General features: G+C 52.0%; 24 protein-coding genes. 7 read left to right on the forward strand and 17 right to left on the reverse strand.

What is annotated here, in order from left to right; genetic code table 11:
- Positions 1-42 precede the first annotated feature (42 nt).
- Positions 43-1614, reverse strand: a complete 1572-nt coding sequence (locus NMD08_RS23005) for a methyl-accepting chemotaxis protein (protein ID WP_187253613.1) — start codon at positions 1612-1614, stop codon at positions 43-45.
- A 244-nt stretch (positions 1615-1858) separates the two neighbouring features.
- Between NMD08_RS23005 and ytfE the strand changes: the two genes are divergently transcribed.
- A complete protein-coding gene (gene ytfE / locus NMD08_RS23010; protein WP_151217382.1) occupies positions 1859-2521 on the forward strand; it encodes an iron-sulfur cluster repair protein YtfE in 663 nt (220 codons plus the stop codon).
- Positions 2522-2603: 82 nt separating this feature from the next.
- Here the strand turns inward: ytfE and cycA are convergent, their stop codons facing one another.
- Together cycA and fklB are read right to left on the reverse strand one after the other, a co-directional pair.
- Positions 2604-4013, reverse strand: a complete 1410-nt coding sequence (cycA, locus tag NMD08_RS23015; RefSeq protein WP_151217380.1) for a D-serine/D-alanine/glycine transporter — start codon at positions 4011-4013, stop codon at positions 2604-2606.
- A gap of 305 nt (positions 4014-4318) precedes the next feature.
- Complete coding sequence (fklB, locus tag NMD08_RS23020; RefSeq protein ID WP_003025685.1) at positions 4319-4939, reverse strand: FKBP-type peptidyl-prolyl cis-trans isomerase; 621 nt, start codon at positions 4937-4939, stop codon at positions 4319-4321.
- 219 nt (positions 4940-5158) lie between these two features.
- Here fklB and NMD08_RS23025 point away from each other — a divergent pair, with 219 nt between their 5' ends.
- Entirely contained in the window at positions 5159-5809 is a 651-nt protein-coding gene (locus NMD08_RS23025; protein WP_151224468.1) for a LysM-like peptidoglycan-binding domain-containing protein, read from the forward strand.
- Between the two features lie 55 nt (positions 5810-5864).
- On the opposite strand, the gene NMD08_RS23030 is transcribed toward NMD08_RS23025, so the two are convergent.
- From NMD08_RS23030 to NMD08_RS23055, 6 genes are all read right to left on the reverse strand, one after another.
- Positions 5865-6788, reverse strand: a complete 924-nt coding sequence (locus NMD08_RS23030; protein ID WP_187253612.1) for a DMT family transporter — start codon at positions 6786-6788, stop codon at positions 5865-5867.
- Positions 6789-6932: 144 nt separating this feature from the next.
- Positions 6933-7382, reverse strand: coding sequence for a 50S ribosomal protein L9 (gene rplI / locus NMD08_RS23035; protein WP_003025676.1), 450 nt, complete (start codon positions 7380-7382; stop codon positions 6933-6935).
- A 41-nt stretch (positions 7383-7423) separates the two neighbouring features.
- The gene (gene rpsR / locus NMD08_RS23040) at positions 7424-7651 is read right to left on the reverse strand and encodes a 30S ribosomal protein S18 (RefSeq protein ID WP_000135199.1); all 228 of its coding nucleotides are present in this window, start codon (positions 7649-7651) and stop codon (positions 7424-7426) included.
- A gap of 4 nt (positions 7652-7655) precedes the next feature.
- On the reverse strand, positions 7656-7970 hold the full coding sequence (gene priB / locus NMD08_RS23045) for a primosomal replication protein N (protein WP_003025674.1): 315 nt from the start codon (positions 7968-7970) through the stop codon (positions 7656-7658).
- 6 nt (positions 7971-7976) lie between these two features.
- On the reverse strand, positions 7977-8372 hold the full coding sequence (gene rpsF, locus NMD08_RS23050; protein ID WP_003025672.1) for a 30S ribosomal protein S6: 396 nt from the start codon (positions 8370-8372) through the stop codon (positions 7977-7979).
- 158 nt (positions 8373-8530) lie between these two features.
- Positions 8531-9295, reverse strand: a complete 765-nt coding sequence (locus NMD08_RS23055) for a TSUP family transporter (protein ID WP_151217375.1) — start codon at positions 9293-9295, stop codon at positions 8531-8533.
- Between the two features lie 298 nt (positions 9296-9593).
- Here NMD08_RS23055 and yjfY point away from each other — a divergent pair, with 298 nt between their 5' ends.
- Positions 9594-9869 carry a DUF1471 family protein YjfY gene (yjfY, locus tag NMD08_RS23060; RefSeq protein ID WP_151224466.1) on the forward strand — a complete coding sequence of 92 codons (276 nt, stop codon included), beginning with the start codon at positions 9594-9596 and terminating at the stop codon, positions 9867-9869.
- Positions 9870-10000: 131 nt separating this feature from the next.
- Here the strand turns inward: yjfY and NMD08_RS23065 are convergent, their stop codons facing one another.
- From NMD08_RS23065 to ulaA, 6 genes are read right to left on the reverse strand one after another with little or no spacing between them, the layout of a single operon-like run.
- Positions 10001-10687, reverse strand: coding sequence for an L-ribulose-5-phosphate 4-epimerase (locus NMD08_RS23065; protein ID WP_151217371.1), 687 nt, complete (start codon positions 10685-10687; stop codon positions 10001-10003).
- Positions 10687-11541, reverse strand: coding sequence for an L-ribulose-5-phosphate 3-epimerase (locus tag NMD08_RS23070; RefSeq protein WP_151217370.1), 855 nt, complete (start codon positions 11539-11541; stop codon positions 10687-10689). The genes NMD08_RS23065 and NMD08_RS23070 overlap by 1 nt, the downstream gene beginning before the upstream one ends.
- 9 nt (positions 11542-11550) lie before the next feature.
- Positions 11551-12201 (reverse strand): 3-keto-L-gulonate-6-phosphate decarboxylase UlaD, encoded by a 651-nt coding sequence (gene ulaD, locus NMD08_RS23075; RefSeq protein ID WP_151217368.1) that lies wholly within the window; start codon positions 12199-12201, stop codon positions 11551-11553.
- 12 nt (positions 12202-12213) lie between these two features.
- Positions 12214-12681, reverse strand: coding sequence for a PTS ascorbate transporter subunit IIA (gene ulaC / locus NMD08_RS23080; RefSeq protein WP_151217366.1), 468 nt, complete (start codon positions 12679-12681; stop codon positions 12214-12216).
- 9 nt (positions 12682-12690) lie between these two features.
- Positions 12691-12996 carry a PTS ascorbate transporter subunit IIB gene (ulaB, locus tag NMD08_RS23085; RefSeq protein ID WP_003025655.1) on the reverse strand — a complete coding sequence of 102 codons (306 nt, stop codon included), beginning with the start codon at positions 12994-12996 and terminating at the stop codon, positions 12691-12693.
- Positions 12997-13011: 15 nt separating this feature from the next.
- Positions 13012-14409: a PTS ascorbate transporter subunit IIC gene (gene ulaA / locus NMD08_RS23090; protein WP_151217364.1), complete on the reverse strand. Its 1398-nt coding sequence runs from the start codon at positions 14407-14409 to the stop codon at positions 13012-13014.
- Between the two features lie 364 nt (positions 14410-14773).
- Between ulaA and ulaG the strand changes: the two genes are divergently transcribed.
- Together ulaG and ulaR are read left to right on the forward strand one after the other, a co-directional pair.
- Positions 14774-15838 (forward strand): L-ascorbate 6-phosphate lactonase, encoded by a 1065-nt coding sequence (ulaG, locus tag NMD08_RS23095; RefSeq protein WP_151217362.1) that lies wholly within the window; start codon positions 14774-14776, stop codon positions 15836-15838.
- A 105-nt stretch (positions 15839-15943) separates the two neighbouring features.
- On the forward strand, positions 15944-16699 hold the full coding sequence (gene ulaR / locus NMD08_RS23100; RefSeq protein WP_003025646.1) for an HTH-type transcriptional regulator UlaR: 756 nt from the start codon (positions 15944-15946) through the stop codon (positions 16697-16699).
- On the opposite strand, the gene yjfP is transcribed toward ulaR, so the two are convergent.
- Positions 16696-17445 (reverse strand): esterase, encoded by a 750-nt coding sequence (gene yjfP / locus NMD08_RS23105; RefSeq protein WP_151224462.1) that lies wholly within the window; start codon positions 17443-17445, stop codon positions 16696-16698. The two genes, ulaR and yjfP, sit on opposite strands and share 4 nt — an antisense overlap.
- A 181-nt stretch (positions 17446-17626) precedes the next feature.
- Here yjfP and bsmA point away from each other — a divergent pair, with 181 nt between their 5' ends.
- On the forward strand, positions 17627-17956 hold the full coding sequence (gene bsmA / locus NMD08_RS23110) for a biofilm peroxide resistance protein BsmA (RefSeq protein ID WP_151217358.1): 330 nt from the start codon (positions 17627-17629) through the stop codon (positions 17954-17956).
- A gap of 147 nt (positions 17957-18103) precedes the next feature.
- Positions 18104-18379, forward strand: a complete 276-nt coding sequence (yjfN, locus tag NMD08_RS23115) for a DUF1471 family protease activator YjfN (RefSeq protein ID WP_151217356.1) — start codon at positions 18104-18106, stop codon at positions 18377-18379.
- 85 nt (positions 18380-18464) lie between these two features.
- On the opposite strand, the gene NMD08_RS23120 is transcribed toward yjfN, so the two are convergent.
- Positions 18465-20087, reverse strand: a complete 1623-nt coding sequence (locus tag NMD08_RS23120; protein WP_370619158.1) for an isovaleryl-CoA dehydrogenase — start codon at positions 20085-20087, stop codon at positions 18465-18467.
- Positions 20088-20130: the final 43 nt, after the last annotated feature.

The raw sequence follows: 20130 nt of genomic DNA on the forward strand, positions 1-20130 counted from the left end.
ATCCGGCCTGGGGAATAATACCTTGCAGGCCGGATAAGGCGTTTACGCCGTCATCCGACGCGACACTTTAAACACCGCCACTGTCTGATTCAATCGTGCAGCCTGCTCTTCGAGCGCAGCGGCAGCGGAAGCAGACTCCTCCACCAGCGAGGCGTTTTGTTGCGTGACGCGATCCATCTCAGCCACCGCCTGGCCTACCTGATCGATACCCCGACTCTGTTCATCAGAGGCCGAGGCAATCTCGCCCATAATATCGGTCACGCGAGTCACGGCGCTGACAATTTCCGCCATCGTTTCACCCGCTTCATGAACCAGCGCTGTACCGGCATTGACCCGATTCCCCGAGTCATCAATCAGCGCCTTAATCTCTTTCGCTGCTTGAGCGCTACGCTGCGCCAGCGTGCGAACCTCGCCTGCAACTACTGCAAAGCCACGCCCCTGTTCACCCGCTCGCGCCGCTTCTACCGCCGCGTTCAGCGCCAGAATATTGGTCTGGAAAGCTATGCCGTCGATAACATTGGTAATTTGCGCGATTTTGCTGGAACTGGTAGCGATCTCATCCATAGTACGCACCACGCTATCAACCACTGTTCCGCCTTTTTGCGCCGTCTGTGAGGCGTTTTTTGCCAGACTGGTCGCCTGACGCGCGTTATCCGCATTCTGTTTCACGGTCGCGGTGAGTTGTTCCATGCTGGCAGCGGTCTCTTCCAGAGAAGCGGCCTGCTGCTCGGTACGTGAAGAGAGATCGTTACTGCCAGCGGCAATTTCACCCGCACCGGTATAGATGGTGTCAGCCCCGTCACGCACTACGCTGACCGTATTCGCCAGCGCCTGCTGCATCTCGCGGACGTTGCCTGCCAGCAGCGCCATTTCATTACTGCCATCGGCGTTGATGCGGTGCGTCAAATCACCCGCGGCAATGTGGCGAATATGTGCCATCACTTCGTGGAGCGGCTTGAGTAACACTCGCTGCATCGCCAGCCAGCTGGCGATAATCACGCCGACAACAATTAGCATCACTGCGGACAGCAACCAGATTATCTTCTGATAATCACTTTCATTGTCCTGCACTCCGGCAGTGGCCAGCGCCGTTTGCGCGCTACGCCATTCCCGATAAACGGCCTGCATCGCCGTTTGCTTTTGCTCGGCATTCTGTTTGAACATCTCCTCCAGCTTACCTTCAGCCAGCAGCGCGTTCATTTTAGCCAGCGTTGCAGAATAGATACCGTACTGTTCTTCCAGTCGATCGGCCAGATGCTCATCCAGTCCCGGCGTTTCCGGCAAGGCGTAGTAGGTATCGTAATGCTCTTTCGATTCGGCCAACAGACGATTTGCCGTGTTCACCAGTTCCTTCAACTGACCACCATTGATATCGCTGGCCATCGTTCCCTGTAAACGCAGCATGCCCCTGTTGAGCGTAACACGAGCCTGGTTCAGGCTAATCCACGCATCGGTAAACTCAGCCACGTTCTGGCTGGAAAGCTGCGAGACGTTAAAGTTTTGTTTATCATTATTGAGCGCGCCAATAAACACGCCCGCGGAGATGAGCTGCATTGCGCCCAGGGCGAGTAACACAGTGATAAGTAAGGTTATCACTTTAATTCGTTTGAACATCTGTAGCCTTTTATTATGCAGGTATTGTCTGAGGTCTAACTATCGGCAGCGGCGTGCGCTTATTTAACACTGTCGCGTGGCTTTTTTCGCCGTCCCCCTCCTTTCCAATAAGATTCAGCACCTTAACGAAATAAGAAATTCTTGTGACATTCATCACAAAAAACCCCACCCCGAAAGGGTTATATCCTTCACCATAACTTGTATTTAAAATGCATCTTATATTATTGAGAATGAGGTAACGGCAATGTCTTATCGCGATCAACCTTTAGGTGAACTGGCGCTCTCTATTCCTCGCGCTTCGGCCCTGTTTCGTAAATACGATATGGATTACTGCTGCGGCGGTAAGCAAACGCTGGCACGCGCTGCCGCGCGTAAAGAGCTGGATGTCGAAGCCATCGAATCCGAACTGGCAAAACTCGCTGAGCAGCCGCTGGAAAAAGACTGGCGTACCGTGGCGCTGGCTGAAATCATTGACCATATCGTTGTGCGTTATCATGACCGACACCGTGAACAGCTGCCGGAACTGATTCTGCAGGCCACTAAAGTTGAACGCGTTCACGCAGACAAACCGAACGTACCGCGCGGTCTGGCGAAAAACCTGACCATGCTGCATGAAGAGCTGTCCAGCCACATGATGAAAGAAGAGCAGATCCTGTTCCCGATGATCAAACAGGGCATGGGTAGCCAGGCGATGGGGCCAATCAGCGTGATGGAAAGCGAGCATGACGATGCGGGTGAACTGGTGGAAGTAATCAAGCATATCACCCACAACGTGACGCCGCCGCCAGAAGCCTGCACCACCTGGAAAGCCATGTATAACGGCATTAACGAAATGATCGACGACCTGATGGAACACATCAGTCTGGAAAACAATGTGTTGTTCCCGCGTGCCCTCGCAGGTGAATAAAAAAGGCGCCCGAGAGCGCCTTCCTGAAGTCCGCATTCGGCCACTGTTTATGTGGCCTTTTTTGTGCCCGAGATGGCAACGCTTAACGCATACCTGCCATACGTTTCTTACCGATAAACAACCAGCCCAGACCCAGCGCGATGAACCACAGCGGTGTCACCATCAACGCCTGACGGGTATCATCTTCTAGCGTCAACAGCACAAGTACGAAGACGAAGAACGCCATACATACCCAGCACATCAGCTTGCCTAACGGCATCTTGTAGATTGATTTTTCATGCAGGTGCGGACGTTGCTTACGGTACACAAGGTACGAGCAAAGAATGATGGTCCAGACGAACATGAACAGAATCGCCGACACGGTAGTGATCATGGTGAACGCGCCAATTACGCTCGGGTTCACGTACAGCATCACCACGCCGCCCAACAGACAGATACAGGAGAAGGTTAAACCTTTCGCCGGAACTGCGCGTTTAGACAGCTTGGCAAACGCTTTAGGCGCAACGCCTTCCTGTGCCAGGCCGAACAGCATACGGCTTGTCGAGAACACGCCGCTGTTTGCAGAAGAGGCCGCTGAAGTCAGCACCACAAAGTTGATCAGGCTCGCTGCGGCAGGCAAACCAACCAGCACAAACAATTCAACAAATGGGCTCTTGGTTGGCACGACCGAGCTCCACGGCGTGACGGACATAATCACAATCAGCGCAAAAACGTAGAACATGATGATACGGATCGGAATCGAGTTAATGGCGCGCGGCAGAGATTTCTCCGGATCCTTGGTTTCCGCAGCGGTCGTTCCCACCAACTCAATACCCACAAACGCGAACACAGCTATCTGGAAGCCAGCAAAGAAGCCGCTCAGACCTTTCGGGAACCAGCCACCGTCATTCCACAGATGCGTAAATGATGCCTGAACGCCGGTTGGCGACTGGAAGTGCGTCAATACCATCACCAGACCGACGACGATCAGGCCGATGATGGCGACGATTTTGATCATCGCAAACCAGAACTCCATCTCCCCAAACATTTTTACGGTGGCGAGGTTGAGGCTCAGAAGCAGCACGATCACCGCCAGCGAGGCGACCCAGTCTGACAGCTCGGGGAACCAGAATTGTGCATACGCCGTAATGGCGACAACGTCCGCCATCCCGGTAACGACCCAGCAGAACCAGTAGGTCCAGCCGGTAAAATATCCGGCCCATGGCCCGAGCAGGTCGGAGGCGAAATCACTAAACGATTTGTACTCCAGATTCGAGAGCAGCAATTCCCCCATTGCCCGCATCACGAAAAACAGCATAAAACCGATGATCATATACACAAAGATGATCGACGGCCCGGCGAGGCTGATAGTTTTACCTGAGCCCATAAACAGGCCGGTGCCGATAGCACCACCAATGGCAATAAGTTGAATATGACGGTTTGTGAGATTGCGCCGTAGCGACTGTTCAGTCGATGCCTCTTCAGCGGCGTCAACTTTTACCTGATCTACCATGTTTTTTCTTCCTGTACCTGTCTGTGTTGTTCAGGCTCTACGGCCTTTAGTGTGTCGATGATACGACGATCCTGTTATCAGGACTCATCGATATTAGGTAAGAATTGGCGGGATGAATACTAAGATTTAGATATAATGTTAATTTAATGTTTAAAGTGAGTGTCATATCACTCTGATAGCGCGAAACAGTTCACAAAAATACACGCTGATGCGGCATTTGCAAGATAAAATCTCGACATCGACGTAACAATAGCTTTTCACGCTATTTTTTGCTCCCCCGGCCTCGGGGGAACAGAGTTCACTGCTTACAGGATCTCAAGCAGCTCAACGTCGAACACCAGCGTACTGAACGGAGGGATGGACGCGCCAGCGCCACGCTCGCCGTAAGCCAGTTCCTGAGGAATAGTCAGTTCCCATTTGGAACCTACCGGCATCAGGGTCAGCGCTTCAATCCAGCCAGGGATAACGCCGTTAACCGGGAATTCAGCCGGTTCACCGCGTGCGACAGAACTATCAAACACGGTACCGTCGATCAGTTTACCGGTATAGTGAACGCGAACGCGGTCAGTACGCGCCGGAATAGCACCTTCGCCCTGAGTCAGAACGCGGAACTGTAAACCGGATTCAGTGCTGTTCACACCCTCTTTCTCACGGTTTTCTTCCAGATATTTGACGCCATCAGCCGCCATAGCCTGGAAACGCTCGCGACGTACTGCATCAGCACGTTCGTGGATTTCACGCAGTGCGCGATGCACAACATCGACCGGCACTGCTGGGTGCTTACCTTCCAGCGCGTCAGCGATACCCGCTACCAGCGCTTCAGGCAACAGTCCTTCCAGTCCGGATTCGCTCAGCTGTTGTCCTACCTGCAAACCAATGCCGTAGCTTGCTTGCGCTTCGATAGTGTCAAAAGTCGGGTTAGCCATCATATTTCCTTTCATCGGATGTAAAGTAGCGGGCAGCATATCAGCCATGCTGCATCCGGTAAAACTTTGTCTCGGGAACAGATGACAAATCGCGAGGAAACATAAACAATAGGAATATCCCGCGTTGACGTCACGAAAGCGGGTAATATGACGAACATCATAGCGTTAGCCATCTATACTCTATGATCGAGGAACGAGACGCGGAGCAGGAGGAAAGCCATGCCCGGGCGCTTTGAATTAAAACCAACCCTGGCGAAAATCTGGCATGCACCGGACAATTTTCGCATTATGGACCCGCTACCGCCTATGCACCGACGCGGCATTATTATTGCTGCTATCGTGCTGGTGATCGGTTTCCTGCTTCCTTCCAGTGACACTACTGATGCCCCTGTGGTGACGCGTACTGCCCAACTGGATTTACAGTCACAGTCGCAACCGCCAACCGAGGCTCAGCTTCAGGCACAGTTAGTGGCCCCGCAAAACGATCCCGGCCAGGTCGCTCCGGTTGCACCGGAACCGATTCAGGAAGGAGAACCGGACGCGCAGCCGCAGGTTCAGCAATCTCAGCCGCAGACGCAACCTTTCCAACAGGATAACGGAATTGAGCAACAGTGGCGTTCTTATCGCGTCGACTCGGGCAAAACGCTGGCCCAGGTCTTCCGTGACCATAACCTCCCGCCAACCGATGTGTATGCAATGGCGCAGGTTGAAGGTGCAGGAAAACCGCTAAGTAATCTGAAAGACGGTCAGATGGTGCAGATCAGGCAGAATGCCAATGGCGTGGTGACCGGGTTAACCATCGATACCGGTAATGGCCAGCAGGTACTGTTTACCCGCCAGCCGAACGGCAGTTTTATTCGCGCCCGTTAAGCAGCACACATGTAAGCCTGATAAGCACAGCACCATCAGGCATCAAGGTGAAGCATCAGCGCTTCACCTTATTCACCCACCAGATCCCTGAACAAACCAGCACCAGCGCCAGCGCATATTTCCATTCGAGAATGTTTTCGCCGAGGAATATCGCCGACAGCACCGCTCCCGAAACCGGGATCAGAAAGTTAAACGGCGCAATCATCCCCACGCGGTTATGCTTGAGCAGAATACTCCACAAGGCAAAGGCGACCGAAGAGAGTAACGTCAGGTAGCCCAGAATCGCCACTGAAGATGCGCCATGTAAGGTCAACGAGCCCCCAAAAGCGTAGCCGCCGATAACCAGCGCCAGACCGCCACCGCCCAGTTGATACCCCGTCATTACCGTCGGATCTACCGTCTGAGAAATGCGTTTACCGTATAACGTGGCGGCCGAAAGAATAAAGGCGGCCATCACCACTGAACCGTCACCTAACAGGCTGAAACTAAAATCCATTCCGCTGCTAAAGTTCACCACCATCACCCCAGCAAAGCCGAGGATACAGCCCAGTGCTTTGTTGTAGCTCAGTTTGTCATTATGGTAGATAAAATGGGCCAGCAGCACGCTGAAGAAGGTCCCGGTCGCATTCATGATGGAGCCTTTTACCCCCGTCGTGAACGCCAGGCCAATATAGAAGAAGATGTATTGCAGCGAGGTTTGCGTCAGTCCCAACAGCGTGAGCTGACCGTATTGACGCGGGCTTAACCGGCCAATCGGTTTACGCTGCGCCATCGCCAACAGTAGCAGCAATAATCCCGCAAACAGGAAGCGATAGCCGGCAAAGACAATTTTTGAGGGAATATCATCCGTGGCAATCTGGAAGATCTCATATCCGCTTTTTATAGCCGGATAGGCGCTCCCCCACAGCAGGCAGCAAAACGCCGCGCTCAGGTAGACAACATTTTTACGCGCAAACAGAGGTTGGTGCGTTGGTTCCATTCCATCACCACTTTGAAATAATGTTTTATTTTTATGATTATCCCGAAAAGGATAAAGAATAGCCAGAGCGAAAAGCGGGGGGAAACAGAAAAGCAAAACGCCGGCACAGGGCCGGCGCTTTTACGCGGTTATCAGAATAAAAACTTATTCTGCAACTACGTTTACAGTCAGCTTAGCAAACACTTCGCTGTGAACCTGGAAGCTCACTTCGTGCTCACCAGTGGTACGCAGAACGCCGTTCGGCAGACGAACTTCGCTCTTAGCAACTTCAACGCCAGCTGCAGTTACAGCGTCAGCGATGTCGCGAGTACCGATGGAACCGAACAGTTTACCTTCGTCGCCAGCTTTAGACGCGATGGTTACGGTTTCCAGTGCGTTGATTTTCTCAGCACGAGCTTCAGCAGCGGACAGAACGTCAGCCAGTTTAGCTTCCAGCTCAGCGCGGCGCGCTTCGAAAAATTCAACGTTTTTCTTGGTAGCAGGAACAGCTTTACCCTGTGGTACCAGGAAGTTACGAGCATAGCCCGCTTTAACGTTAACCTGATCACCCAGGCTACCCAGGTTTGCTACTTTATCAAGCAGAATAACTTGCATTACCTTATCCTCTCAAAGTCGTATTAATGGACCGTGACCGATTACTGATGACGATCAGTGTACGGCAGCAGGGACAGGTAGCGAGCGCGTTTGATAGCGCGAGCCAGCTGACGCTGGTATTTTGCACGGGTACCGGTGATACGGCTTGGGACAATCTTACCGCTTTCGGTGATGTAGTTTTTCAGCGTAGCGATATCTTTATAGTCGATCTCTTGAACGCCTTCCGCGGTGAAACGGCAGAACTTGCGACGACGGAAATAACGTGCCATATGGCTAGTCTCCAGAATCTATCAATTCAATCTGCTCGGCATGCAGAACCATTTTGCTCAGGCCGTTCTTTGCCTTGTGGCAAGAGATGAACCCCTGAACGGTCACTGCGCTACCGACCGTTATACTGTGAGTAATGGCCTGGTTTTCGTGTCCGCTAATAATAACGGGCATTTGGCACCACGCCTGCCGGTGAAACCCGGCTTCCTCCTGCACAGAACGATGCTCAAGCACGAACTGGCAATGAGGAATTCCTGATGGACTGACCTTTCGAAGGGGAGCCCTGCACACGGTGCCGGACAACGCCAGACGGTTGGTCATCAGAAATTACTCTTCAGAATCCCCAGCTTCAGCATCATCTGCGGTTTCGTTAGCGAAATCATCGCGACGCTCACGGCGCTCGTCTTTCGCTTTAACCATCGGAGATGCTTCGGTAACAGCGTGTTTAGTACGCATAACCATGCTGCGGATAACGGCATCGTTGAAGCGGAAGGTAGTTTCCAGCTCATCGATCACTTCCTGCGGCGCTTCAACGTTCATCAGAACGTAGTGAGCTTTGTGCAGTTTGTTGATCGGGTAAGCCAGCTGACGGCGGCCCCAGTCTTCCAGACGGTGGATCGTGCCTTCTGCACCAGTGATGGCAGCAGTGTAGCGTTCGATCATACCCGGAACCTGTTCGCTCTGGTCAGGATGGACCATAAAAACGATTTCGTAATGACGCATCGAATTGCTCCTTACGGATTATTCAGCCTCCTGTCTGGGTCAGCCGAGGCCCATGGAGGCAAGGAACGTGTTAAAGGTCGGCTGAAAAATGACGCGTCATAATACTGGGGTCAGCCGCTAAACTCAAGGTGATTGTACGATTATTTACCATGCCGCAATTAATACATATCAAGCAGCATTTTGATGCTGATACAAATGGAGACAACGACAATCATCGGCCGGATAACTTTCTTCCCGCGCGTCAGTACCACCGTCGCGCCAAGACGTGCGCCAAGGGACTGACCAGCAAACATCACCAGCCCCAGCGACCAGATCATTTTACCGCCGAAAATGAAGAACAGAATCGAGGCGATGTTCGACGCCAGGTTGATAAAATTCGAGTGAATTTGCGCCTTATCGATGCTGTATCCCCACAGCAGGATGTAGCAGAGCGTATAAAAGGAGCCTGCTCCGGCACCGAGAAAACCATCATAAAACCCAATTCCTCCCCCGCAGATCAACGAGAAGAGAAACAGGGATACCTGCTGCTTTCTTTTCGGTTCGCTAAGATTAGGCGCAGAAATAAAGTAGATGGCGACCGCAATAATCAGGATCGGCAGCAGTTTCTTCAACACTTCTGGTTCAATAAACTGGATAAGCGTCGTGCCCAACGCAGAACCGATAAAGGCAGATAAAAAGACATATTTGTGTTCCTGCACATTAATATGTCCCCGGCGTAAAAAGTAAATTCCGGAGGTCAGCGAGCTGCCCAACGCCTGAATTTTATTGGTTGCCAGCGCATTGGCGGGGGGTAAACCAGAAATTAAGAGAGCGCCAATAGAGAGAAAACCACCGCCGCCCGACACTACATTAATAAAGCCTGCCACCAGCGCGACCATAAACATAATCACAAAGTAGCTGAAATCCATGAATGAAGTATCCATAAGTTTTTGCCTTATTATCATAAAGTTATATTAATTATCCGGCTCACTATAAACGGCGTACTCACCCGATTAAATTGACTATTTGGTAAGAGCTTATGCGCGCAAGGCAGGTATTTTTAACCGCAGCGGAAGGCTTCAGCTGATTGTTAATTAAAGAAAAGATGGCTTTGCGGTAATTTTTTGAACAACTGCATCAGAAATGGTCGCTATCGACTGCGCCGGGAGCGGTTAAAATTAAATCAGAAGTTATCCACTCACAGGAGAGAGCTAACCAGAGACCGCAATCGAGGAGGTACATATGCGAGCCCGTATTTTGCCCCTTCTGGCTGTACTTTTGCTCAGTGCAAATGCAACGGCAGCCATCAAAATTGACAATCATCAGGCCAGGAATATGGATGATGTGCAGAGCTTAGGCGTTATTTACATAAATCATAACTTCGCCACTGAAAGTGAAGCCACTCAGGCCCTGAATGAAGAAACCGATGTACAAGGCGCAACCTACTATCACGTGATCCTCACCAGGGAACCCGGTAGTAACGGAAATATGCATGCCAGTGCAGATATTTATCGCTAGCACCAGAAATAACCAACGAGAATATTGCCACAGTTTGATTTGCCCCCTTATCGGGGGCTTTTTTTTGCAAAAAAGTCCTGAAGCCAGACCGATCTCATCCCCATGAAGAGTTGGCTCCGGAACGTTTTTTCTTACTTCTGGCCATAATAGGCATTTGGGCCGTGCTTTCGCATGAAGTGCTTATTCATCAGGTAACTGTCGATGGGACTGAGCGCCGGGTTAATGCCACGCGCAATCCACGCCATTTTCGCCACTTCTTCCATGACCACCGCGTTGTGTACCGCATCGTGAGCATCTTTACCCCAGGCAAACGGACCGTGCTGATACACCACAATACCCGGCGAATGTAATGGTTCTACATTGCCCAGCGTTTCAATGATCACCTTGCCAGTATTCAGCTCATACTCGCCCTGCACTTCTTCTTCCGTCAATGCCCGGGTACAGGGAATATCGCCAAAGAAGTAGTCCGCGTGAGTGGTTCCCAGAGCCGGGATCGCCAGCCCTGCCTGCGCCCAGGCAGTGGCATGAGTAGAGTGCGTATGCACGACTCCGCCCAGCGACGGATAACGCTGGTAGAGCGCCAGGTGGGTGGCGGTATCGGAAGAAGGACGAAAGCCGCCTTCTATCACCTTCCCTGACATATCGACCACCACCATATCATCAACAGTCATGTGCTCGTAGGCGACACCACTGGGCTTGATCGCTACCAGCCCACGTTCACGGTCGATGGCACTGACGTTACCCCAGGTAAATGTCACCAGCCCGTAGCGTGGCAGATCCATATTGGCTTCAAAAACCTGCTGTTTAAGTTTTTGCATTACACCGACTCCATCAGACCTGCGCTGGCCATACGCGCTTTCACCCAATCGCGCGCTTTCGCGACTTCACGTGCCGGATCGTCCGCTGTTTCACTCCACATCTCAATCAGGTATGGCCCGCAGTATCCACTCTGTTTGAGCGTCACAAAACAACGCTCGAAATCAACGATCCCTTCACCAAACGGCACATTTTTGAATACACCTGGTTTAGTATCCTTCACGTGTACCGCGACGATATGGCCTACCCCAGCCTGCAGCTCCATCTGCACGTCGTTGTCCCACGCCGACAAATTACCAATATCGGGATACAGCTGGAACCACGGATTGTTGAGATAGTGAGCATAACCCAGCGCCTTGCTGATCGAATTCATCAGCGGATAATCCATGATTTCCATCGCCAGCGTCACCTGCGCACGGCTCGCCATCTCCACGCTCTCTTTTAGTCCATCGCGAAACCGACGACGCGTTTCGTTATTGGCCTGCTGGTAATAGACGTCGTAACCCGCCAGTTGAATAACGCGAATACCGATATCCTGCGCAAACTGAATGGCTTTACGCATAATCTCCAGCCCCTGTTCGCGCACCCGATCATCTTCGCTGCCAAGCGGGAAACGACGGTGGGCGCTCAGGCACATGGACGGTACGCGTATCCCGGTTTCGGCGATAGCCGCCACCAGCGCCAGTCGCTGCTCGCGACACCAGTCAAGGCGCGCCAGGCGTGCGTCGGTTTCATCAACCGACATTTCGACAAAGTCAAAGCCCAGTTCCTTCGCCAGTTGCAAGCGTTCCAGCCAGCACTCCCCGCCAGGGAGCGCTTTTTCATAAATACCGAGCGGGACCTCTTTCGACAGCATAGCCGCTCCTTATCCCCACAGCTGGGCGATGGAACGTTTGAACTGACGTGCGGCCTCAACCGGAGAAGCGGCGTCGCGAATGCTGCGACCAGCGATAAAGACGTGAATAGGGATCCCCTGGAACAACGGCAGGTCCTCCAGCGCCAGACCGCCGGTCACGGTAACTTTAAAGCCCATATTGGCCAGACGCTTGATCGCGCTGATATCCGCCTCTCCCCACGCCACGCCTGCCGCCTGCGCATCACGACTGCGGTGATAGACAACTTGCCCAATACCCGCGTCACGCCACTCCTGCGCCTGCTCCCAGGTCCAGTAGCCGGTCAGTTCAATCTGTACGTCACCGTTAAATTCTTTCGCCACCGCCAGAGCACCCTTGGTGGTGTTGATATCGGCACAGCAGATGACGGTTACCCAGTCTGCGTTGGCTTCGAAACACATGCGGGAGAGGATTTTGCCCGCGTCGGCAATTTTAGCGTCCGCCAGCACAATTTTATGCGGGTAAAGCGCCTTCAGATCGCGAACGGCACGAACGCCCTCTGCCACGCAAAGAATAGTACCCACCTCAATGATATCGACCTCTTCGGCAATCAGACGCGTCGTTTCATACGCGGAAGACATTGATTGGTTGTCCAGCGCAACCTGCAACATAGGTAATGACATTTTGGTATCCTTTTAAACAGCCGCCGCGGTGGCGTTATCAATTAAATCCAGCACTTCCTGCGCGGTGCAGCAGGCGCGTAAACGGTCGAAATTGGCTTCGTCGTCAAACAGATTCACGATCTGCATGATGCCTACTTCCTGATGCGTGTTGGCATCAACTGCCGCCATCGTTATCAGGATATCGACCGGGTCGTTATCTTCGTGGTTAAACACCAGCGGAGTTTTCAGCGTTACCAGCGCGAAGCCCGTTTTTTTGACGCCTTCTTCCGGGCGACCGTGCGGCATCGCCAGACCGGGTGCGATCACAAAGTACGGACCAAACTGCTCGACTCCGTCGAGGATCGCCTGGTAGTAACGTGGTTCAACCACATCAGCCTTAACCAGCAGATCCACGCCAAGCTTTACCGCTTCCTGCCAGGTGCTGGCCTCAGCCTGTAAAAGGATTGAATTATTGTCTGCCAGCGAATCACGTAATTTCATGGCGTGTCCTTACTTCACGTCCTGTGGGAAATGCGCTTTGATCACTTCCAGCAGTTTTGGTCCAAAATCGGCGGGAGACAGCATGTTGCGCACGCCGACAACATATTTATTGCCAGATACGGTAATCTCGCCGGCAATATGGGTAGAGGCGATGATGATATCTGCGCCGCTCAGTTCACTTTTGTATTCCCCCACGGCACAGCTGTTTACCGTATGGTCGATATTTGACTGGGTTAAAAACTGATCCACCTTCATTTTCATGATCATGGAACTGCCCTGCCCATTGCCACATACAGCCAGAATACGTACGGTCATAATCGGAACTCCTTTTTAAGCAGAGTGTTCTGCCAGTTGTTTTTCTGCGTCTTCCTCAGCGCGCAACGTGCGCCCTGCGAAAAACATATAAGCCAGTGCAATCAGAAGAATGACGACCATAAACACGATGCCGATGGAGGCGAAACCCTGCATCATCGGCGGCGCCAGAATTGACCAGTCCGCCATGCCCATCCAGGCGCTCATACCGGTAAGCTTCACCGCCCAGACGCAGCCGAAGATTTCGATCATCCCCATCACCAGGCAAATCTTGAGCGCCGCTCGCCAGCCGCCAAAGTGATTAGCAAATACGCCAATAGTGGCGTTCGAGAAGAACATCGGGATAAAGCCTGGGATAATCAGGATGGAGGAGCCGCAGCCCACAAGAATGCCCACTGCTATCAGTTGGCCAATGGTGCCCCACATAAAACCCCAGACCACCGCGTTAGGAGCAAAGCTATAAATCGCCGCGCAGTCGATGGCCAGCACCGCGCCGGGAATCAAACGCTGAGAGATACCGTTGAACGCTTCTGAAAGTTCAGCAACGAACATGCGTACGCCCTGAGTGATGATAAAAATAGCGACGGCGAACGAAAAACCAGTTTGCAAGATATAGACCGTCCAGTGGGTTTTACCCGCCATCGCCTGAACCACATCAATGCCAAAAGAGAGCAGGATAGCGCCGAAGAAAATGGTCATCACAATCGCGGTAGAAACGATGTTGTCATGGAAGATATTCAGCCAACCTGGCAGCTTGAGATCTTCCACGCTCTCCTCTTTCTTACCTAAGTAAGGCGCGACTTTGTAGGCAATCCACGAGGCAAACTGCTGCTGGTGACCGATGGAAAAACCGCAACCGTCGGTCACTTCCTGGGTAGGCTTGTACATCATATTGGAGGTAATGCCCCAGTAGAGCGACACCAGCACCGCTGTACAGATGATGGTCGTCCACATGGAATAGCCAAAGATGTAGAAAGAAACGGCGATCAGGCCCGCCTGCTGGAACATGATGTGCCCGGTCAGCATGATGGTGCGAATACCGGTAATCCGCCGTAGCAGTACGTAACAAATGTTTAGCGCCAGCGCCAACAGCACGGCATACCCTACCCAGCTATAGGCATCCCCCATACGTTCGATGGTTGCCATCATGGAAGCATAGGTATCGGAAATCGCACCGTTGATACCGTAAACCTCGGACATCTTCGCCACCACCGGTTTGAACGTGCTGGTGAGAATGCCAGACCCCGCCTGCAGCAGCATAAAACCGATAATCGTTTTGATCGTGCCTTTAATGATAACGCTGACACTTTTACGCAACAGGATATAGCCAAGACAGGTCACAATACCCAGCAACAGCGGGGCGTTGGTCATAACCTGATTAAAAAAGACGGTAAAGATGTTGTAGAGGATCTCCATAACGATCTCCAGTAGACGAAGTTGCCGGGCTTTCCAGATGCCCAGGATGTTGTCCACTCACTGTAATTTTCAAAAGTAATCACAACAAGATTAAATTTGATTAAATGTGATGCAGTACGCAAATAATTACCATATTTAAAGAGTGGATAATTAAGCAGTGCGACGAAAAATACTCAATGTTAACTAAATCAATAAATTACAATAAACCCCATAGCGTAAAACCACCTAAAATCATTACATTACCTTTTCTGTCATTGGTGCAAAGCTCAAAAATCCCCCATTGCCAATATGAAAAAATAATGTCAGGATTAATCAAAACAAATCACACATTGATTAAATTTGAGTAAACATGAAGGTAAATGCGATGAGTAAAGTAAAAAGCATCACGCGTGAATCATGGATCCTGAGTACATTCCCGGAGTGGGGAAGCTGGCTGAATGAAGAGATCGAACAGGAACAGGTTGCACCAGGCACTTTCGCTATGTGGTGGCTTGGCTGTACCGGAATTTGGCTGAAGTCAGAGGGCGGGACTAACGTCTGCGTCGATTTTTGGTGCGGTACGGGTAAACAGAGTCACGGTAACCCGCTGATGAAAACCGGCCACCAAATGCAACGTATGGCAGGGGTGAAAAAACTGCAGCCGAATCTGCGCACCACACCGTTTGTTCTTGATCCGTTTGCCATTCGACAGATCGATGCGGTACTCGCGACGCACGATCATAACGATCACATCGATGTGAATGTTGCGGCAGCCGTCATGCAGAACTGCGCCGACGACGTGCCGTTTATCGGACCACAAACCTGCGTGGATCTATGGATCGGTTGGGGCGTACCAAAAGAACGCTGCATCGTAGTGAAACCGGGCGACGTTGTTAAAGTAAAAGATATTGAGATTCACGCGCTCGACGCGTTTGATCGTACGGCATTAATCACCTTGCCTGCAGATCAAAAAGCGGCAGGCGTGCTGCCGGATGGTATGGATGCCCGCGCGGTAAACTACCTGTTCAAAACGCCGGGGGGGACGCTGTATCACAGCGGAGACTCACACTACTCCAACTATTATGCAAAACATGGCAACGAGCACCAGATTGACGTCGCGCTTGGATCCTACGGTGAGAATCCGCGTGGTATTACCGACAAAATGACCAGCGCCGACATGCTGCGTATGGCTGAAGCGCTGAATACGAAAGTGGTGATCCCCTTCCATCATGACATCTGGTCAAACTTTCAGGCTGACCCTCAAGAGATCCGCGTCCTGTGGGAGATGAAAAAGGATCGGCTGAAGTATGGCTTTAAGCCATTCATCTGGCAGGTAGGCGGCAAGTTCACCTGGCCGCTGGACAAAGATAACTTTGAATATCACTATCCGCGCGGCTTTGATGACTGCTTCACCATTGAACCAGATTTACCGTTTAAATCCTTCCTGTGATCCACACAAAATGCCGGGTCATCCCGGCATTTTTCCCTTTTACTTTAGTATTTCCAGGCTATTTCAAATATCATCTTTTCAAATCAATTTGTATCGGAATAGCTCATGACTGAAGCACAAAGACATCAAATATTGCTGGATATGCTGGCGCAGTTGGGCTTTGTTACCGTTGAGAACGTGATTGAGCGTCTGGGGATTTCACCCGCAACGGCCCGTAGGGACATCAACAAACTCGACGAAAGCGGCAAACTCAAGAAAGTCCGCAACGGCGCAGAAGCTATTACGCAGCAGCGTCCGCGCTGGACGCCAATGAATTTGCACCAGGCGCAGAACCACGATGAAAAAGTACGTATTGCCAAGGCGGCATCCCAGCTTGTGAATGCGGGTGAAAGTGTGGTGATCAACTGCGGATCGACCGCTTTCCTGCTGGGTCGTGAAATGTGCGGCAAGCCAGTGCAGATCATCACCAATTATCTGCCGCTGGCAAATTATCTGATCGACCAGGAGCATGACAGCGTGATCATCATGGGCGGGCAATACAACAAAAGCCAATCCATCACGCTTAGCCCGCAAGGCAGTGAAAATAGCCTGTATGCCGGACACTGGATGTTTACCAGCGGTAAAGGGTTGACCGCGGACGGACTGTATAAAACCGATATGCTGACTGCGATGGCCGAGCAGAAGATGCTTAACGTGGTGGGCAAACTGGTGGTACTAGTCGACAGCAGTAAGGTCGGTGAACGCGCGGGGATGCTGTTCAGCCGCGCCGATCAAATCGATATGCTCATTACCGGTAAAAACGCGAACCCTGAAATTCTGCAACAGCTTGAAGCTCAGGGCGTAAGCATTATGCGCGTTTAAAGGTGCTGGCGAAAAAATGTTACCGTCGCAGCCAGCGCTTCAGGCGTAATGCGATGGCGCACGCCCGCTTCCCACAGGCAGGTCAGATTATTGTCCAACCCTGCCTGAATCAGCGCCTGCTGTAAGCGGTAGGTTTCAACCGCCGGTACCACATCGTCTTCTTGTCCATGCCACAGCAGCAATGGTCTATCGGCCAGACGTTGCAGTTGATGCGTAACATCCCATTCGGCTAGCGGATCAATAACGGCATCGAACTCTGCCTGCTGCTCTGGCGTCTGGACCTGCAAAGGAGGAAAAAGCGTACGCGCAAGACGGGTGAAATAGCCTGAACCCATCAGGCTGGCTACACATTTAACCTCGGTGTGGCGAGCCATAATGCCCAACGCCGTCATTCCCCCCATGGATGCTCCCGCAACAGCAAGTCGTTCATCTGATAACCAATTTTCCGCCACCAGCGCCGCACGTAACGTCGTAAATTCCTGCATGTTTTGCTGCAATATATTCCAGAAGCGGAACATTCGCTCCTGAGCATTACCGTTAAAGCGGACACCATGGTCGGGCGCATCTGGCATGACGACGCGAAATCCGGCCTGAGCCAGAGCAACGGCAAAATAACTGTAGACCAGACTTGAAGATGTAAATCCGTGGTAGAAGATAATGCATGGGAGTGAACTTTCACACTTGCCTGCCGGAACGGCGTGCAGGACAGGGATACCAGCCAACTGTCGTGTTTCAATTTCGATCATTTGTCGCCTCTTTCTTTCTGGTATGCCATGCAGCAATACTTAACGCAAGCGAATGTGTTCGGCAATGATTCATAATGTTGAGAACTGGGTTACGCTTTCACAACATTTTCATTCGAAAATCGCGTGAGAGATAACAATTCGGGAACATTCCCCTAAAGGGAAATTGATAAGGCACTACACTATGGATATCAGGAAACGAGATAGAGTTATGCGTCGGTTTGCCTCTTTATTGTTGGTGGTGTTTTTAAGCGCCTGTAGCGTGCTACAGGGAACTCCGCAACCCGCACCACCCGTTGCCGACCACCCGCAGGAGATTCGCCGTGACCAAAGTAATGGGTTACAGCGAATAGGGACGGTTAGCTCGCTGGTAAGAGGCTCTCCGGATGATGCGCTGGCAGAGATCCGTGCCAAAGCCGTCGCGGCTAAAGCTGATTACTACGTGGTTTTATTAGTGGATGAAACCATCGTGACAGGCCAATGGTATTCACAGGCAATTTTGTATCGTAAATAACATTGGGTTGAAATTTAGTCAGCTTTACATTGCTTTGCGCCCCTATGCGTTTACCTGTGCACAATAAACCAACAGCAGGAAGCTTGCGGTTTATTATCGCGATGGAATGCCCTGCCGTGTGTAGGGGTACGAATAATGGAGCTGACGATGAAACAAACACTTGCCTTATCCTCACTGCTGCTTTCTGCCGGACTGGTAGGTACTACGGCGCAGTCTGCCGAGTTCGCCAGTGCTGACTGCGTTACGGGCCTGAACGAAATTGGCCTGATCTCTGTCAGTAACATTGCTGGGAATCCGCAGGATGTAGAACGTGTAATCGCGTTAAAAGCGGATGAACAAGGTGCCTCATGGTATCGGATCATTCAAATGTACGAAGACCAGCAGCCCGATAACTGGCGCGTACAGGCCATACTTTATGCGTAACAGATTGCCGGATGGCGTAAACTTATCTGACCTGGACTGAGCGTAGGCATGATAAGACGCGCCCGCGTCGCCATCAGGCAAGTTATTACCGTAATCCCCCCGTTGCCCGCAGGAGCAAATCGTTCAGCACCTGTTCAGACAATCGTAGTCCGCCCCGCGTATCGAGCATCATTTGACACCAGGCCTGCGCCACTGGCGGAGAGGCATAGCGCAACATCTGTGCCCCGCAGCCGAGCAAGAACAGTTGCTGCGTAATCTCCCGTCCCAACTCCTCGCTGGGTTTACGTAAACGTTGCTGTAGCTGACGTACCATTCGATCGTAATGCCGATCTTGCCCCTTTACCTCCGCAAAAGCTTCGCTGAGCATATCGTAGATGCCGGGTTGTTTTGTCAGTACCCGCAATACATCAAGGCACATAATGTTACCGGAGCCTTCCCAAATACTGTTTACCGGCATCTCACGATACAGCCGCGGCAGCTCGCTCTCCTCGCAATAGCCAATCCCGCCCAGCACTTCCATCGCCTCTGCCACAAACGGCATACCGGCCTTGCAAATGGAGAATTTCGCTGCTGGCGTAAACAACCTGGCCCACAGCGCTTCTTTGACATCAGCACGACGGTCCCAGGCCCGCGCCAGTCGGAACAATAACGCCGTCTGTCCTTCTAACTGGAGCGCCATTCGACCTAATACCTGACGCATCATCGGTTGTTCAATCAATGCCTTACCAAAAACCTGTCGCTGATGTGCATGGTAAATCGCGACGGAAAAAGCACGCCGCATCATGCCGTGACTGCCGAGCGCGCAGTCAAAACGCGTCATCCCGCCCATTTTCAGGATAAGGCGGATACCTTCCCCTTCGTCACCCAATAGCCAACCAATCGCATCGTGGAATTCAACCTCGCAGCTGGCGTTGGATCGGTTGCCTAACTTATCTTTGAGTCGTTCAAAACGAATCGCATTCCGGCTCCCATCAGGTAAAAATCGCGGTACAAAAAAGCAGGATAAACCGCCCTTTGCCTGAGCCAACACCAAATGGGCATCGCTTTGCGGCACGGAGAAAAACCACTTATGTCCGACCAGCCGATACGCGCCGTCTGTAAGACGTTCTGCCTGAGTGGTATTGCTCAGCACATCTGAACCACCCTGCTTTTCGGTCATTCCCATGCCGATTAGCAGCCCACGCTTTTGCCCTCCGGGCAGTAAATGCGAGTCATAACGGTCGCTTAGCAGCGGCGTCAACCAGTCGCGAAATTGTGCAGGTAACATTTGGATCAACAGCGGCGTGGCGGCAAACGTCATAGTCACCGGACACAACGTACCCGCTTCCACCTGTGCATGCAGCATGAAGCGGGCCGCCCGGGCAACAAATGTTCCCTGCCTCGCGTCTTCTTCCCAGGCCAGATTATGTACGCGGTTGGCGCACAATCCCTGCATCAGCATATGCCAGGCTGGATGAAAACGCACATCATCCAACCGCTGCCCCTGCGGGTCGTAGCGCAACAGTTCCGGTGGATAAGCGTTAGCCAACCGACCCAATTCGAGCGACTCGGCAGTCCCTAACTGCTGACCAATACTGGCGAGAAGATCGCTGTCCCAGGCCGCGCCTTCGCGATTGACCGCTTCGCACAGAGCCCCATCCGACAGGTACAAATTGCTGTTATTGAGCGGTACAGGTTGGTTAAAAACGGTATGCGTTTGCCAGTGCATTGTGTCTCCCTCCGTCAATGGCCCTCGCCTTAAGTATGGTCAG

The organism is Citrobacter meridianamericanus (genome assembly GCF_041320245.1).
Lineage (GTDB): Bacteria > Pseudomonadota > Gammaproteobacteria > Enterobacterales > Enterobacteriaceae > Citrobacter > Citrobacter meridianamericanus.